Origin of the sequence: Streptomyces sp. NPDC127117, assembly GCF_042677325.1 — a bacterium.
Lineage (GTDB): Bacteria > Actinomycetota > Actinomycetes > Streptomycetales > Streptomycetaceae > Streptomyces.
In genome coordinates, this window is record NZ_JBHXTM010000042.1 from 49,997 (window position 1) to 64,549 (window position 14,553).

12 protein-coding genes, 1 tRNA gene and 1 pseudogene are annotated in these 14,553 nt (G+C 69.6%); 4 read left to right on the top strand and 10 right to left on the bottom strand.

The features are described 5' to 3' along the window. The first annotated feature begins 25 nt into the window (after positions 1-25). The 3 genes and pseudogenes from ACFVH0_RS29750 to ACFVH0_RS29760 all read left to right on the top strand — a co-directional run bounded on the left by ACFVH0_RS29750 (position 26) and on the right by ACFVH0_RS29760 (position 2,144). Positions 26-745, top strand: a complete 720-nt coding sequence (locus ACFVH0_RS29750) for an ABC transporter permease (RefSeq protein ID WP_385825162.1) — start codon at positions 26-28, stop codon at positions 743-745. 296 nt (positions 746-1,041) lie between these two features. Further along, a pseudogene (locus tag ACFVH0_RS29755) lies at positions 1,042-1,744 on the top strand (hypothetical protein). Positions 1,745-2,056: 312 nt separating this feature from the next. After that, a tRNA-Ser gene (locus ACFVH0_RS29760) sits at positions 2,057-2,144 on the top strand. 45 nt (positions 2,145-2,189) lie between these two features. On the opposite strand, the gene ACFVH0_RS29765 is transcribed toward ACFVH0_RS29760, so the two are convergent. From ACFVH0_RS29765 to ACFVH0_RS29805, 9 genes are all read right to left on the bottom strand, one after another. Beyond that, entirely contained in the window at positions 2,190-2,993 is an 804-nt protein-coding gene (locus ACFVH0_RS29765; protein ID WP_385825164.1) for an HAD family hydrolase, read from the bottom strand. Then, positions 2,990-4,279 (bottom strand): serine--tRNA ligase, encoded by a 1,290-nt coding sequence (gene serS / locus ACFVH0_RS29770; protein ID WP_385825166.1) that lies wholly within the window; start codon positions 4,277-4,279, stop codon positions 2,990-2,992. The genes ACFVH0_RS29765 and serS overlap by 4 nt, the downstream gene beginning before the upstream one ends. A 667-nt stretch (positions 4,280-4,946) precedes the next feature. Continuing rightward, on the bottom strand, positions 4,947-5,882 hold the full coding sequence (gene pheA / locus ACFVH0_RS29775) for a prephenate dehydratase (protein WP_385825168.1): 936 nt from the start codon (positions 5,880-5,882) through the stop codon (positions 4,947-4,949). A 27-nt stretch (positions 5,883-5,909) separates the two neighbouring features. Beyond that, positions 5,910-7,163 carry an iron uptake transporter deferrochelatase/peroxidase subunit gene (efeB, locus tag ACFVH0_RS29780; RefSeq protein ID WP_385825210.1) on the bottom strand — a complete coding sequence of 418 codons (1,254 nt, stop codon included), beginning with the start codon at positions 7,161-7,163 and terminating at the stop codon, positions 5,910-5,912. 95 nt (positions 7,164-7,258) lie between these two features. Further along, positions 7,259-9,232, bottom strand: coding sequence for a copper resistance CopC/CopD family protein (locus tag ACFVH0_RS29785; RefSeq protein WP_385825170.1), 1,974 nt, complete (start codon positions 9,230-9,232; stop codon positions 7,259-7,261). 14 nt (positions 9,233-9,246) lie between these two features. Continuing rightward, positions 9,247-9,696, bottom strand: a complete 450-nt coding sequence (locus tag ACFVH0_RS29790) for a copper chaperone PCu(A)C (RefSeq protein ID WP_385825172.1) — start codon at positions 9,694-9,696, stop codon at positions 9,247-9,249. Further along, positions 9,693-10,346 carry an SCO family protein gene (locus tag ACFVH0_RS29795; RefSeq protein ID WP_385825174.1) on the bottom strand — a complete coding sequence of 218 codons (654 nt, stop codon included), beginning with the start codon at positions 10,344-10,346 and terminating at the stop codon, positions 9,693-9,695. The genes ACFVH0_RS29790 and ACFVH0_RS29795 overlap by 4 nt, the downstream gene beginning before the upstream one ends. 45 nt (positions 10,347-10,391) lie before the next feature. Continuing rightward, complete coding sequence (locus tag ACFVH0_RS29800; protein WP_385825176.1) at positions 10,392-11,135, bottom strand: YcnI family protein; 744 nt, start codon at positions 11,133-11,135, stop codon at positions 10,392-10,394. A 147-nt stretch (positions 11,136-11,282) separates the two neighbouring features. After that, positions 11,283-12,086, bottom strand: a complete 804-nt coding sequence (locus ACFVH0_RS29805; RefSeq protein WP_385825177.1) for a hypothetical protein — start codon at positions 12,084-12,086, stop codon at positions 11,283-11,285. A gap of 316 nt (positions 12,087-12,402) precedes the next feature. Between ACFVH0_RS29805 and ACFVH0_RS29810 the strand changes: the two genes are divergently transcribed. Beyond that, the gene (locus ACFVH0_RS29810; RefSeq protein WP_385825179.1) at positions 12,403-12,966 is read left to right on the top strand and encodes an ATP-binding protein; all 564 of its coding nucleotides are present in this window, start codon (positions 12,403-12,405) and stop codon (positions 12,964-12,966) included. Between the two features lie 26 nt (positions 12,967-12,992). Here the strand turns inward: ACFVH0_RS29810 and ACFVH0_RS29815 are convergent, their stop codons facing one another. Then, entirely contained in the window at positions 12,993-14,456 is a 1,464-nt protein-coding gene (locus tag ACFVH0_RS29815) for an aminopeptidase P family protein (protein ID WP_385825181.1), read from the bottom strand. Between the last annotated feature and the right edge of the window lie 97 nt (positions 14,457-14,553).

A 14,553-nucleotide genomic window follows, 5' to 3' on the forward strand; every position in this document is an offset into this window, starting at 1 on the left:
GGCCTGAAAGGAGCTGTGAATCGTCATGTACGACCCCACAGTCGCCCGGCTCACCTACCGGGCCCTGCTCGGCCGGCGCCGGGCCGCCATCCTGTTCGTCCTGCCGGTACTGCTGGTGGTCATCGCCGTCGCGGTACGGATGTTCGCCGGGTCCGATGACCAGGTGGCCTCGGACGTGCTGAGCGGCTTCGCCATCGCCACGATGGTGCCGCTGATCGGTGTGATCGCCGGAACCGGGGCCATCGGTCCCGAGATCGACGACGGATCCATCGTCTACCTGCTGTCCAAGCCGGTGAAGCGACCGACGATCATCTTCACCAAGCTGATCGTGGCCATCGCCGTGACGATGGTCTTCTCCGCGCTGCCCACGCTGATCGCGGGCCTGGTCCTCAACGGCAACGGCCAGCAGATCGCGGTGGCCTACACCATCGCGGCACTGGTCGCCTCGATCGCGTACAGCGCGCTGTTCCTGCTGCTGGGCACCGTCAGTCGGCACGCGGTCGTCTTCGGCCTCGTCTACGCGCTGGTGTGGGAGGCCCTGTTCGGCTCGCTGGTGCCGGGAGCGCGCACGCTCAGCGTCCAGCAGTGGTCCCTCGCGGTCGCCGAGAAGGTCGGCGGCTCGGGCGCGATCACCTCCGACGTCGGACTGACGACCGCGACGGTCCTGCTGGCGGCGGTCACGGTGGTGGCCACCTGGTACGCGGGCCAGAAACTGCGCACGCTGAAGCTGGCCGGCGAGGAGTGACTCGCCCTGCCCGCCCCGTCAACCCTCGCCTTCCGGGCGGGGGTTGACGCATTTCGGACAGTCATACGGGTAACTGTACGGTTATCGGTTCGTTGGGCAGGCTGCGTGGAGGCAACTGGAATCCGTGGCGTCGTGGCTTTCGTGAAAGAAGGGAATGCCGGTGCCGGCGAGGCAGAGCCCGCCGGGTCGGTCATTGAGTGAGTGGCAACCGTGAGCGTCCTCCGCCCCTCAGGCCCGGGACAGGGCTGCCCGCCGACGGTGCACGAACCGTCGTCCCATGACCGGAAGGCATGCCCATGCCCACAGAAGTCGCCCTGCTCGAATCGCGTGCGCTGCGCGTGGAGCAGATGGAGCGCGTCGATGTCCTCGACAAGGTAAGAGCCTTGTCATGCTCCCGGACGGAATTCACCTTCGCACAGAGGATGTGGCTCGGTACTTCGAAGTATCCACAACCGCCGTCAGAAGGCTCACCGACCGCCATCAGGACGAGCTGATGGAGAACGGGATGCGCGTGCTGCGCGGCGCTGAACTGCGCTCCTTCCATTGCGACATGTTGTCGCTATGGGCGGGGGAGGCACCGGAAAGTTTTCCACAGGCAGCGGCCCGGCTCAGGGTCCACACCCGCAGGACCGGACCGTCCTCGACGTCGCGATGCTTCTTCGCGACAGCGACATCGCCCGCTGCGTACGTACCTACCTTCTCGACGCCGAGCAGGACCTGCGCGCGGGCTACGCCTCGCTCGAACACCGCGTCACCCGGGTGGAGAGCTGCCTGGCCGGAGTCGGCAGCGCGCTACAGGAGCTCGGGCCCGTCCTCAACCGGATGTCGCACCGGCTCGGCAGTCCCGACCGGAGGCTGGACGTCACCCGTCAGGTCGTCGGCTCCATGAGCGTGCGGCTGGGCCACATGTCCTAGGACATCGTTCGTATCGACGGCAGGATGGATGAACTCGCCCGCGACCTGAAGGATCTGAGCCGCCGCAACAACAAGCAGCGCTGATCCGGCAGGAGTTCGCGGCCCTTCGGCCCCGCCCGGATAACGTGTGGCGTCGAAGGGCCGTCCCCGGCACAGTGGTTGACACGGCACGCGCCGAAACAAACGGCACAGGCCAAAACGCACGGCACACGCCGACACGTAACCACAGGCCGGGATAGGAGCGCGACGATGACCGGGAGTCCGAGTCCGTCGAGTTCCCCGCAGGGCGGACCCCAGCCGGCACCGGAGCAGTCACTCACCGACGACTGAGCACGGTGAGGCTCGGGACGAACGCCCGGGGCGGCACCGTGCGCGCATCGCGCCGGCCGCCCTCCCGGAGGATTGGCCGAGTGGTAAGGCAGCGGCTTGCTAAGCCGTCGTCGGGGCCGTGAACCCCGCGCGCGTTCGATCCGCGCATCCTCCGCCGCAGCAGAGCCACGCACCCGTACGTGACCCTGCGCCCGCGCCCCTACGACCGGAGCAGCCGCTCCAGGACCACGGCGATGCCGTCGTCCTCGTTGGACGTGGTGATCTCCTGCGCCACGGCCTTCAGGTCCGCGTGCGCGTTGGCCATCGCCACGCCCCGCCGGGCCCAGGCGAACATCGGTATGTCGTTGGGCATGTCGCCGAAGGCCAGGGTGTCCGCGGCCTTCACGCCCAGCCGGCGCGCGGCCAGCGAGAGGCCGGTCGCCTTGCTCAGCCCCAGCGGCAGGATCTCCACCACTCCGGGACCGGCCATGACCACGTCCACGAGATTGCCGACGGCCGCGCGCGCGGCCGTCGCCAGGGCGTCGTCGGCCAGGTCCGGATGCTGTATGTAGACCTTGTTCAGGGGCGCGGACCACAGCTCGGCCGGGTCCTTCACGAAGACCGCCGGAAGCGGACCTTCCTGTACCCGGTAACCGGGGCCGACCATCACCTCGCCGTCGAGCCCGTCACGGCTCGCCGCCAGGGCCAGCGGACCGACCTCGGCCTCGACCTTGGACAGCGCGAGTCCGGCGAGCTGCCGGTCCAGCGTCAGCGAGGTCAGCAGTTTGTGCTCGCCCGCGTGGTAGACCTGCGCGCCCTGGCCGCAGACGGCGAGCCCTTCGTAACCCAGGTCGTCCAGGATGTGGCGGGTCCAGGGGACCGCGCGGCCGGTGACGATGATGTGCGCGGCACCGGCCGCGGTGACCGCGGCCAGTGCCTCACGGGTGCGCCCGGAGACCGTGTCGTCGTCACGCAGCAGCGTGCCGTCGAGATCGGTCGCGACGAGCTTGTACGGAAAGGTCACTTGGCGACCGGCTCCAGAACCTCGCGCCCGCCCAGATACGGCCGGAGCACCTCGGGCACCCGCACCGAACCGTCGGGCAGCTGGTGGTTCTCCAGGATCGCCACGATCGTGCGCGGTACGGCGCAGAGCGTGCCGTTCAGCGTGGACAGCGGCTGGAGGACCTTCTTGCCGTCACGGGTGTCGCGCATCCGGACGGACAGGCGGCGGGCCTGGAAGCCGTTGCAGTTCGACGCGGACGTCAGCTCGCGGTACTTGCCCTGCGTCGGGATCCACGCCTCGCAGTCGAACTTCCGGGAGGCCGAGGCGCCCAGGTCGCCGGTGGCGACGTCGATCACCTGGAAGGGCAGCTCAAGAGCGGTGAGCCACTGCTTCTCCCAGTCGAGGAGCCTGCGGTGCTCCGCCTCGGCGTCCGCCGGGTCGACGTACGAGAACATCTCGACCTTGTCGAACTGGTGCACCCGGAAGATGCCCCGGGTGTCCTTGCCGTACGTACCGGCCTCGCGGCGGTAGCACGGCGAGAAGCCCGCGTAGCGCAGCGGCAGCTTCTCGGCGTCGATGATCTCGTCCATGTGGTACGCGGCGAGCGGGACCTCGGAGGTGCCGACCAGGTAGTAGTCGTCCTTCTCCAGGTGGTACACGTTCTCCGCGGCCTGACCGAGGAATCCGGTGCCTTCCATGGCGCGCGGACGGACCAGCGCCGGCGTCAGCATCGGGATGAAGCCGGCCTCGGTGGCCTGCGCGATCGCCGCGTTGACGAGGGCGAGCTCCAGCAGTGCGCCGACACCCGTCAGGTAGTAGAAGCGCGAACCCGAGACCTTGGCGCCGCGCTCCATGTCGATGGCGCCGAGCTTCTCGCCGAGCTCCAGGTGGTCCTTGGGCTCGAAGCCCTCGGCGCCGAAGTCACGGATCGTGCCGTGCGTCTCCAGTACGACGAAGTCTTCCTCGCCGCCGACCGGTACGTCCTCGTGGACGATGTTGCCGATCTGGAGCATGAGGCTCTTGGCCTCGGCGTCGGCCTCGTCCTGCGCCGCGTCGGCGGCCTTGACGTCGGCCTTCAGCTGCTCGGCCTTCTTGAGCAGCTCGGCGCGCTCGTCGGGCGAGGCCTTGGGGATGAGTTTGCCGAGCGCTTTCTGCTCGGAGCGGAGTTCGTCGAAGCGGACACCGGACGACCTGCGCCGCTCGTCGGCGGAGAGAAGAGCGTCGACGAGTTCGACGTCCTCTCCACGGGCGCGCTGGGAGGCGCGAACACGGTCGGGGTCCTCACGGAGCAGGCGAAGGTCAATCACCCCTCCAGGCTACCGGCCTGTACTTGCACAGCTCGAACCGATATTGCCGAGCGTGTCACTTTGCCCTAATTGCCTGAATTGGTAATGCTGGGGGAGATTGTGCGGCCGAAGTCGATCCCGACCGTCAATAAAAAGAGCCTACTCCCCTAAATGGGGCAGAAGGCTTCACTCGTCTTGACGTATCACCCTTGCCTGGAAGGGCAGTTGGTCGTTGCTTGTCCACAGGTTCCCAGGCTTCTCAAAGTTATCCACAGGCTGTGAAGAAGATCTGTGGACGCCGGAGGAGGTCATTCCGAAAGCTGCGCCATGGCTCGCGGATTTCCCGTTCAAACCCACTTCAGACGCTCGTTCGGGTGGGAATTCCCCCTTTTGAAGAGTTGATCAACGGAATTGAGGCAACACGGGACGGCTCGGGTGATCTTCCGGCCTGTGGATGCATCTGGGGCAACTGGAGCGATATGTCGACCATGTCGCATTGGAGTGTCGACTTGTCCCCAGGTCGAGAACCGCCCCTGTGGATAACTCTGTGGATGCAGAAAATCGGTGGATAGCACCGACGGTCGTGGCGTGCCGAGCCCCGGGCACTGACGCCCTCCCGTCCCGCAGGACGAAACCCGTCACCCCCGGCCGACACCGAATTCCGCCCCTGTCAGCCCTGCCGGTCCCGTCAGCCCCGGCCGTCCAGGTTTCGGGCCAGCCAGTCGGAGGCCTCGGTGAACTCCGCGTCCGACGTACCCGCCCGCAGCGGCCGTACGTCCTGCACCGCCACACCGGCCCTCGGATAGGAACCCAGGAAACGCACCTTCGGGCAGATCCGCTTCAGCCCCATCAACGCCTCACCGACCCGGCGGTCCGCGATGTGCCCCTCGGCATCCACCGCGAAGCAGTAGTTCCCGATGCCCGCTCCCGTCGGCCGCGACTGGATCAGCATCAGGTTCACCCCGCGCACCGCGAACTCCTGGAGCAGTTCGAGCAGCGCACCGGGATGGTCCTCGCCCAGCCAGATGACCACCGACGTCTTGTCCGCGCCCGTCGGCGCCGCCGGCCGGGCCGGGCGGCCCACCAGCACGAAGCGGGTCTGCGCGTTCTCCGCGTCATGGATCTCGGTCACCAGCGGCTCCAGGCCGTAGGTCGCCGCCGCGAACTCACCGGCGAAGGCCGCGTCGTACCGGCCCTCCTGCACCAGCCGGGCGCCGTCCGCGTTGGACGCCGCCGACTCCCACACGGCGTCCGGGAGGTGGGCGGCCATCCAGTTGCGCACCTGCGGCTGGGCGGCCGGGTGCGCGGTGACCGACTTGATGTCGGACAGCTCCGTGCCCGGCCGCACCAGGAGCGCGAAGGTGATGGAGAGCAGCACCTCGCGGTAGATCATCAGCGGTTCGCCGGTGGTGAGTTCGTCGAGCGTCGCGGTGATGCCGCCCTCGACGGAGTTCTCGATCGGTACGAGAGCCGCCGCGGCGGCCCCGCTGCGTACCGCGTCCAGAGCCGCCGGTACGGAGACCATCGGGACGAGTTCTCGGGTGGCGGCTTCCGGGAGCGTACGGAGGGCGACCTCGGTGAAGGTGCCTTCGGGGCCGAGATATGCGTAGCGCGTGGCGGACATACCGTCACCCTAATGCGCCCCGGTGGCTCAGGACTCCAGCAGCCGCTGCCCCACGTATTCGCCGTCCGCGGCACCGCCCGGCACCGCGAACAGGCCGCTCGCCTCGTGCCTGATGAACGGCGACAGGGCATCGCCCCGGTCCAGCTTCCGCTGCACCGGAACGAACCCGCGCAGCGGATCCGCCTGCCAGCAGATGAACAGCAGACCGGCGTCCGGAGTGCCGTCCGCCGATATGCCGTCGTGGTACGAGAAGGGGCGCCGCAGCATGGCCGCGCCGCTGTTCTTCTCCGGGGCGGAGATCCGGGCGTGGGCGTTGTCCGGGATCAGGAGCTTGCCGTCGGAGCCCGCCTTGTCGAGGTCCATCGCGGTGGTCTCGGTGCCGCCGCTCAGCGGAGCGCCATCCTTCTTCCGGCGCCCTATGACCTGCTCCTGGCGTTCCTCCGGGAGCTTCTCCCAGTCGTCGAGCAGCATCCTGATCCGGCGCACGACCGCGTACGAGCCGCCCGCGAGCCAGTCGTACTTCGCATCCGCTCCGCCCGGGGCGTCCGGGACGAAGATGCGGCGGTCGAAGTCGCTCTCGGCCGGTTTCGGGTTGTTGGTGCCGTCGACCTGGCCCATCAGATTGCGGGCGGTCATCGGCTCGGCCGTGGCTCCGGGAGAGCGGTTGAAGCCGTTCATCTGCCAGCGGACCCTGGCGGCCGGGGCTGCTTCCTTCTGTACGGCCCGCAGCGCGTGGAAGGCGACCAGCGCGTCATCCGCGCCGATCTGGACCCAGAGGTCACCGTTGGAGCGCGCGGTGTCGAGACGGTCGGAGGAGAAGGGCGGCAGTGGGTCGAGCCCCGGCGGGCGGCGGTCGGTCAGGCCGGTGCGTTCGAAGAAGGTCCGGCCGAAGCCGAAGGTGACGGTCAGCGAGGACGGTCCGGCGTCCAGCGCGATCCCGGTGTCGTGGTCCGGCCCGTCCGCCGCGCCGCTCCCGGCGGGCTCGCCCGCCATCAGCCGCTCGGCCGCCGTCGACCACCGGCGCATCAGCGCGGCGGCTTCCTTCCGGCCTGCACCGGGCACCAGGTCGAAGGCGACGAGATGGCCGCGCGCCTGAAGCGGAGTGGTGATCCCCGGTTGATGTTTCCCGTGAAACATCACCTTGGTGGCGCCGACCGCCGTCAGCGCGGTGGGGTCGTCGGGCCGGGTCGCGGCATAGCCGGTGGCGCCGCCCGCCGCCCCGAGCACCAGCCCGGTCGCGCCGGCCGCGCCCGCGCTGCCGATCAGCCGACGCCGGGTGATGCCGCCGACGGCGTCCCCGGTCTCGTTGCCGCGAGGGGCAGCGGCCCCGCCGCCCGTCGAGGTCTTCCTGCTGTTGTTCGCGCTCACGATCCCGCTCAACCGATCTTCATGTTCTTGTCGATGGTCGTCTGATCGATGTCCGACGTACGCACGGTCACGGCGACCTTCCAGTTGCCCGCCATCGGGATCTGGACGCCGTCGGCGGTCCAGTGGCCCTCGGTCAGCCGGGCGGGGACGACGGGGAGCGGGCCGATGTCCTTGGACTCCAGAGTGAAGGCGACCTTCACCTCGGGTACGTCCATGGGCTTTCCGTCGCTGCCGTCGACCCAGAGGTGGAGCTCATTGGCGCCGGTACTGGCGGGTGTGATCTCCATTCGCACCGTTCCCCTGCCGTTCTCGCCGCCCGTGTCGAAGGGCAGCTTCATCTCGACCGGGCCCGCGGCTGCCGGGGCGCTCGCCGCGGTCGACGCACGGGCCGCCTCTTCCTCGGTGCGCGCCGGCTCGGTGGAGGTCAGTACGGTCGTCACCGCCAGCAGTGCCACAGCGACCCCCACTTCCGCCAGCACCGATCGGCGCAGCCCGGACCGGTCGGGGTCGGCGTCGAGGATCCGCTTCTTCTCGGCGGTGGCCACGGCGGCCTGCTGCCGGGCGAGCTGAGCCGCCCGCGCGGGGTCTTCGGCCGTTGCCCCGGAGGTGTCCGGAACCTCGGCGCTTCCGGACGCCTCCGTCGAAGAGGTCTCTGCCGGAGAGGTCTCTTCGTCCCGGGTTTCCGTCGCCGCGCCGCCCCCGCCCGTGACCAGGCGTGCCGTCCACCGCCGCGAGAACCACGCGACCCCGATCAGGACGGCGACGAGCCCCACCTTCACGAGCAGCAGCTGCCCGTATCCGGTTCCGGTGAGCGCGGACCAGGTGCCGACCTGGCGCCAGGACTGGTAGATCCCGGTCGCGGCGAGCACGATGACGCTGCCGAACGCGATGCCGGAGAAGCGCCGTACCGCCGTCGCGCCGATGTCGGGGGTCCGGTACAGCGCGACCAGCAGTGCGGTGAGACCGCCGAGCCAGGCGGCCACGGCCAGCAGGTGCAGCACGTCGACGGGCATGGCGATGCCGGGCTGGATCCCGGTCGAGGCGTGCTCGGCGAGCGCCCACGTACCGGCGATCCCGGCGGCGATCACCGTGCCGCCGATGGCCAGCCCGAAGGTGAGGTCCTTCTTCTCGCGCTCGTCCTCGCGCTTGGCGTAGGCGCCGAAGAGCACGGCGATGAAGAGCGCGGAGGCGCCGAGCAGCAGCAGCCGGGAGACGAGCGCGGCGCCGGGTTTGGTGTCGAGCACGGCCTTCAGCCCGTCGAGGTCGAAGGCGTCCGCGAGCTTCCCGGACCCGGTGTACGGGTTGCGCAGCAGCAGCATCGCCAGGGTGGCGACGGTGAGGGTCATCCAGCCGCGTACGACCAGGCGTTGCAGCGGACGGGCGCCCGCGCCGCGCTGCCAGCAGGCCAGCACGAAGGCGGAGCCGCCGGCCAGCAGGATGAAACCGGCGTACGCGGCGTAGCGCGCGATGCCGTAGAGGGCGCCGACGAGGCCGCCCCCGGCCTGGTCCGTCGGGAGCGCCACGGCAGTCTTCGAGGGGGCTCCGACGGAGAAGGTGAAGGCGCCGGACACGGGGTGGCTGTCCGCGGACACGGCCTGCCAGGCGACGGTGTACGTACCGTCGGGCAGCCCGGTGTGCAGCGAGACTCCGTACTTCACGGTGGAGCCGCTCTGCAGATCACGCGGTGCGGCGCCGGTGTCGGCGCGCTTGCCGTCGGGGTCGAGGATCCGGATGGAGTCGTCGCCGAGGGCGACCTGCTCGGAGAAGGTGAGTGTGACCTCCTTGGGGGCGGTGGCGACCACCGCCCCGTCCTGCGGATCGCTCCCGGTCAGTGCGGCATGCGCGGACGCCGGGCCCGCGCCTCCCAGCAACAGGCCGAACACCATGCCGACGAGGGCGGCGAGGAGTGCGGCCGCGGCGAGTGGACGGCGGATCGCGGGAGCCGACGGGGGCGGTCCGAAGTGCGGGGCGGTGGCTGTCATGACGAGTCAGTCCCTCACTGCTTCTTCGGGTTGTGGGTGGTCTCCATCACGGGCAGGTCGACCTTGATCGGGTCGGCCTTCTCGAAGTGCAGCTCCACGGACACCTTCTCGCCCTGCTTGGGCTGCTGCTTGAGCTTCATGAACATGATGTGGTTGCCGCCGCGTTCCAGATCCAGCTCGCCGCCCGCGGGCACGTCGAAGGACGTCACCATGCGCATCGTCTGGTTCTTCGTCTCGTGGATCGTGACGTTGTCGGAGATGGAGCTGGTGACGGAGGTGAGCCGGTCGGAAGCGTCGCCGCTGTTCTTCACGACGAGGAAGCCGGCCGCCATGTCGCTGACGGGCTGCGGCATGAACGCGCCGGTCACCTTCAGCTCGGGCTTGCTGTCCGAGGACGAGCAACCCGCCAGCGTCAGCCCCGCGGTGAGGGCGACGACGCCGGCGAGGGCGATGCGGCGGTTCACGGGGTCTTCCCCTCGACGATCTTGGGGAGGTCCTTGGTGTAGTCGTCGGGCGAGGTGTCCTCGCTGTAGACGAGGTAGCCCTTGTCGGTCTTCGGGGAGAACGCGATGACCTGCGACCCGTGCATCGAGACGACCGTGCCGTCCTTCTCCTTCTTCGGCGCGTCGATGCCGATGCCGATCTGGCGCGCGCCCGCCTGGATGGTCGGGAAGTCGCCGGTGAGGCCGATGAAGGACGGGTCCTGAGACTTGAGCCAGCTGCCCAGCGAGGACGGGGTGTCCCGCTCGGGGTCGGTGGTCACGAAGATGACCTGGAGCTTCTCCTGGTCGGCCTTGGGGAGCGCCTTCTTGGCGATGGCGATGTTGCTCATGATGAGCGGGCAGACGTCGGGGCAGTTGGTGTAGCCGAAGTAGATCAGCGTCGGCTTGCCCTTGGTCCGCTCGCGCAGGTCGTACTTCTTGCCGTGGGTGTCGGTGAGCACCAGATTCGGCTTGGTGAACGGCTGGTCCAGGGCGGTCGCGGCCTTGGTCTTCGGCTGGACCGACACATCGGCTATGGGCTTCTTGGCGCTGTCTTCGCTGCTGCCGCAGGCGGACAGGGTGAGCGCGGCCGCGGCGACGAACGCCGCGGCCAGCACCGTTTTCTTGGACATGGAGCTCTGATTCCTGGTGGTCGGTGGGACGGGTGGCGCTGTGGATCAGGCGGTGCGGCGGCGTCCGGCGAGGATGCCGAAGGCCACTCCGGCAATGCCGATGACGATGCCGACGATGCCGAGGACACGGGCCGTGGTGTCGCTGGTGGACGAGTCCGGAGCGGCCGTCGTCCGCTTGTCCGACGCCTCGGCACCGGAGCCGGTGGACTTGGCGTCGGCGGCGGCACCGTGCTCGCCGGCGGCCGGTGCGGTCAGTGCGAGGACCGGCGCGGGGCTCTCGGGCTCCTCGGCACCCTCCTTCTGCTCCTCGATCCAGCGGACGACTTCCTTGTTGTCGTACGTCTGGATGGCCTTGAACACCAGCTGGTCCGCGTCCTCGGGGAGCTGGCCGATGGAGAGCGGGAACTGCTGGAAGTCGCCGGGGCGGATGCCGCGCTCGTCCTTGTCACCCGTGGCGGTCCAGGTGACCTTGGAGACGGCCTCGTTGATCTTCTGGCCGTGCATCTCCAGCGGCTTGGCCAGCTTGCTCTTGGTGACCTCGACGTCCCAGCCCGGCACGGCCTGAGGCATGACGGAGGCCAGTGGGTGGTCGGTCGGGAAGTTGACCTCGACCTTGGTCGTCGAGGCGTCGTCGCGCTCGTTGGGGACCTTGAAGTTGACGGTGGCGTAACCGCCCTTGGCGGCCTCGCCCTGCGGCTGCACGCTGACGTGCGCGGAGGCCGTACCGGCGAGGATCAGGACGGTGGACGCGGCGACGCCGCCGGCGAGGGCGATGCGGGAAACGTTCATGGCAGATATCACTCCACGGAGCACGAAGGAAGGTGGTCCGGCGCGCGGGTGCGTGCCGGCATCACGACACCTCTCCCATCCGAACGGCGTGCATGCGCCGACCGGGTACGGAACAGAGCGGTCCGTGCGCCGGGTGGAGGTGTCGCGTCAGGCTGCGAGTGCGTACGCGAGTGGCGGACCGCGCCTGATCACCAGGTGCTGCAAGGGGTCTCCGGTGGCGGGCGCCGGGGCGTCGACCGCCGTACGGAGGGTGCGCGGCCCGGTCGTCGGGCCGCTGGGGAGTCCGGCGCGCAGGGCGCCGACCAGGGCGAGCGCGGCCCGCAGCGCGCGCAACCGGGCCCCGGCGGCGATCTGCTGGGCGCCGTGCGCGGACAGCCGGACCAGCCGGAACAGGGCGATCTCGCCCCGCCGCAGCAGCCAGCCGGTGGCCACCGCGGCCAGCAGGTGGCCGAGCACCATGGGCAGGTCGGGCAGGAGCGCGGCGAGCGCGGCCGGATCCGTGCCGGACGCGGAGGCCAAGTGCTGGTGGGCGCCCCCCGACACCGAAGCCGGGTCGATGCCCGCGGTGGTGACTATGCGGTGCGCCTCGGCGGCGCTCAGCTGCGCCGGACCGGCCCCGCACACCAGGCTCGCCGCGAACCGGATCAGCGAGTCGTCGCCCGTCGCGGTGTTCGCCGGGGTGCCGTGCGTGCCCATGCCGAACAGGGCGTGCAGGGCGATCTGTCCGCCCGCCAGCGCGGCGGCGATGGACGGCAGCGAACGCTCGCGTCCGGCGAGCGGGGCCACCACCGCGGTGATCCCCAGGAATCCGGCGAGCAGGGTCCACCAGGGGACCGGCGCACAGGAGGCCAGGGCGTGACCCGCCGCGGACAGCGCGACGCAGACCGCGGCGAACACCGCGGTCCTCAGGAGCCGCAGACCGGCTCCGGCGCGTGCGACCGGCATAGACATGGCCGGGTCATCATCGCACCGACCCCCCGGCTTCGGTACGGCAGGTCCGGAAGGTCGCCTTCCGTCCGATTGGAACGAGCCGGTCACCACGAGCCGCTCATCACGAGCCGCTCATCACGAGCCGGTTGGTATGAGTCGGTCGCCACGAGCCGTTCGCTACGAGCTGGGGGCTTGCGCGGGTGTACGTCGGGCATACACGGGTGTACGGAGAGCTGGTATCCGCCGAATGAGCGGTCTCACATCCGGTCCGCGCTTACGAACGGCGCTGCGCGGCAATAGGTATCGGTATGTCGAGCCGCAGCCAGGAGGCTGGAGCATGAGCATCTGGTGGTCCCTCCATTTGCGGCGCGAGGCTGCGAGCGTTCCACTCGCCCGCCGCTTCCTGCTGGGCACCATGGAGACCGCGGGCGTGGACCCGGACATCTCCTTCGATCTGTCGCTCGCGCTCAGCGAGGCCTGTGCGAACGCCGTCGAGCACGGCGGTGACCACGGGATCCAGGACGAGCGGGAAGACCGGGGCGACCGGTTCGGCACCCGTGATCCGTGGGACGTGTGGGACGAGCTGCCCGGTGCCGCCTCGGCGCAGTACCAGGTCACCGCCTATCTGGACGGCGAGAAGTGCCGTATCGAGGTCGCCGATTCGGGCCCCGGCTTCCCGGCCCGGCGCACCCTCCACGACTCCGCGGAGCGGTACGAGGACCAGCAGCAGTACGAGCCCCGGCAGTACCCGCCGCTCAACGCGGAGGACGGGCGGGGGCTCTGTCTGATCGAGCAGCTCGCCGATCATGTGCACTTCGGCAACCGCCCCGGCCGCGGTGCCGTCGTCAGCTTCGACAAGGTCCTGAAATGGCGGAAGGACGCCCTGCTCATGGTGTCCTGAGCAGAGCGTCCTTCGACACGTGGGGATCAGCCCTTGAGCCGGGCCATCCACGCCTCGACCTCGTCGGACCGGCGCGGCAGCTTGTCGGAGAGGTTCCGGTTGCCGTCCTCGGTGACGAGGATGTCGTCCTCGATGCGGACGCCGATGCCCCGGTACTCCTCCGGCACGGTCAGGTCGTCGGTCTGGAAGTACAGACCGGGCTCGACCGTGAGGCAGACGCCGGGCTCCAGCGTGCCGTTGACGTACGCCTCGGTGCGCGCGGCGGCGCAGTCGTGGACGTCCATGCCGAGCATGTGACCGGTACCGTGCAGCGTCCAGCGGCGCTGGAGCCCCAGCTCCAGGACCTCGTCCACGGTCAGGTCGCCCAGCAGGCCCCACTCGACGAGCTTCTCGGTGAGCACCCGCTGCGCGGCGTCGTGGAAGTCGCGGAAGCCGGCGCCGGGCTTGACGGCGGCGATGCCCGCCTCCTGCGCCTCGTACACCGCGTCGTAGATCTTCCGCTGCAACGGCGTGAACGTGCCGTTGATCGGAAGGGTGCGGGTCACGTCGGCGGTGTAGAGGTCGTCGGTCTCCACGCCGGCGTCGAGGAGCAGCAGCTCGCCGGAGCGCACGGGTCCGTCGTTGCGCACCCAGTGCAGGGTGGTGGCGTGCGGGCCGGCCGCGCAGATCGAGCCGTAGCCGATGTCGTTGCCCTCGATGCGGGCGCGCAGGAAGAAGGTGCCCTCGATGTAGCGCTCGCTGGTCGCCTCGGCCCGGTCGAGGACCTTGACGACGTCCTCGAAGCCGCGCGCGGTCGCGTCGCAGGCCTTCTCCAGCTCGGAGATCTCGAAGGCGTCCTTGACCAGCCGGGCCTCGGACAGGAAGACGCGCAGTTCCTCGTCGCGCTCCGCGGTGACCTTGTCGGTCAGCGCGGCCTCGATGCCGGCGTCATGGCCGCGGACGTTGCGGACCGGGCCGGTGGCCTCGGTCAGCGCGGCGGGAAGCTCGCGCACGTCCTTCGCGGGGATGCCCAGCAGCTGCTCGGCCTCGGCGAGGGAGTGGCGGCGGCCGACCCACAGCTCGCCCTGGCCGTCGAGCCAGAACTCGCCGTTCTCGCGGTTCGAGCGCGGCAGCAGGTGGATGGTCGCCTCGTGACCGTCCTCGGTCGGCTCCAGGACGAGAACGCCGTCCTGGGTCTGGTCACCGGTGAGGTACGCGTACTCGGTGGAGGCGCGGAAGGCGTACTCGGTGTCGTTGGAGCGGGTCTTCAGGTTGCCCGCGGGGATGACCAGTCGCTCACCGGGGAAACGCGCGGAGAGCGCGGCGCGGCGGGCAGCCGTGTATGCGGCCTGGGCGATCGGTTCGAGGCCGTGCAGTTCGGTATCGGCCCAACCGGACTTCATGTTCGCGGCGAGTTCATCGGAGACGCCCGGGTAGAGGCCGTTCTTCCGCTGCTTGACCGTCTCTTCTTCCTCGGTCTCCGGGTTCTCCGGGGTGAGCTCCTCAGCCACGATTTGTCTCTCCTTGATACGACACTGGACCCCGACCATCGTACGGGCGTACGGAAGGGGGCACAGGGCCGGAAGACCTGTTACACGGCCGGAGCGG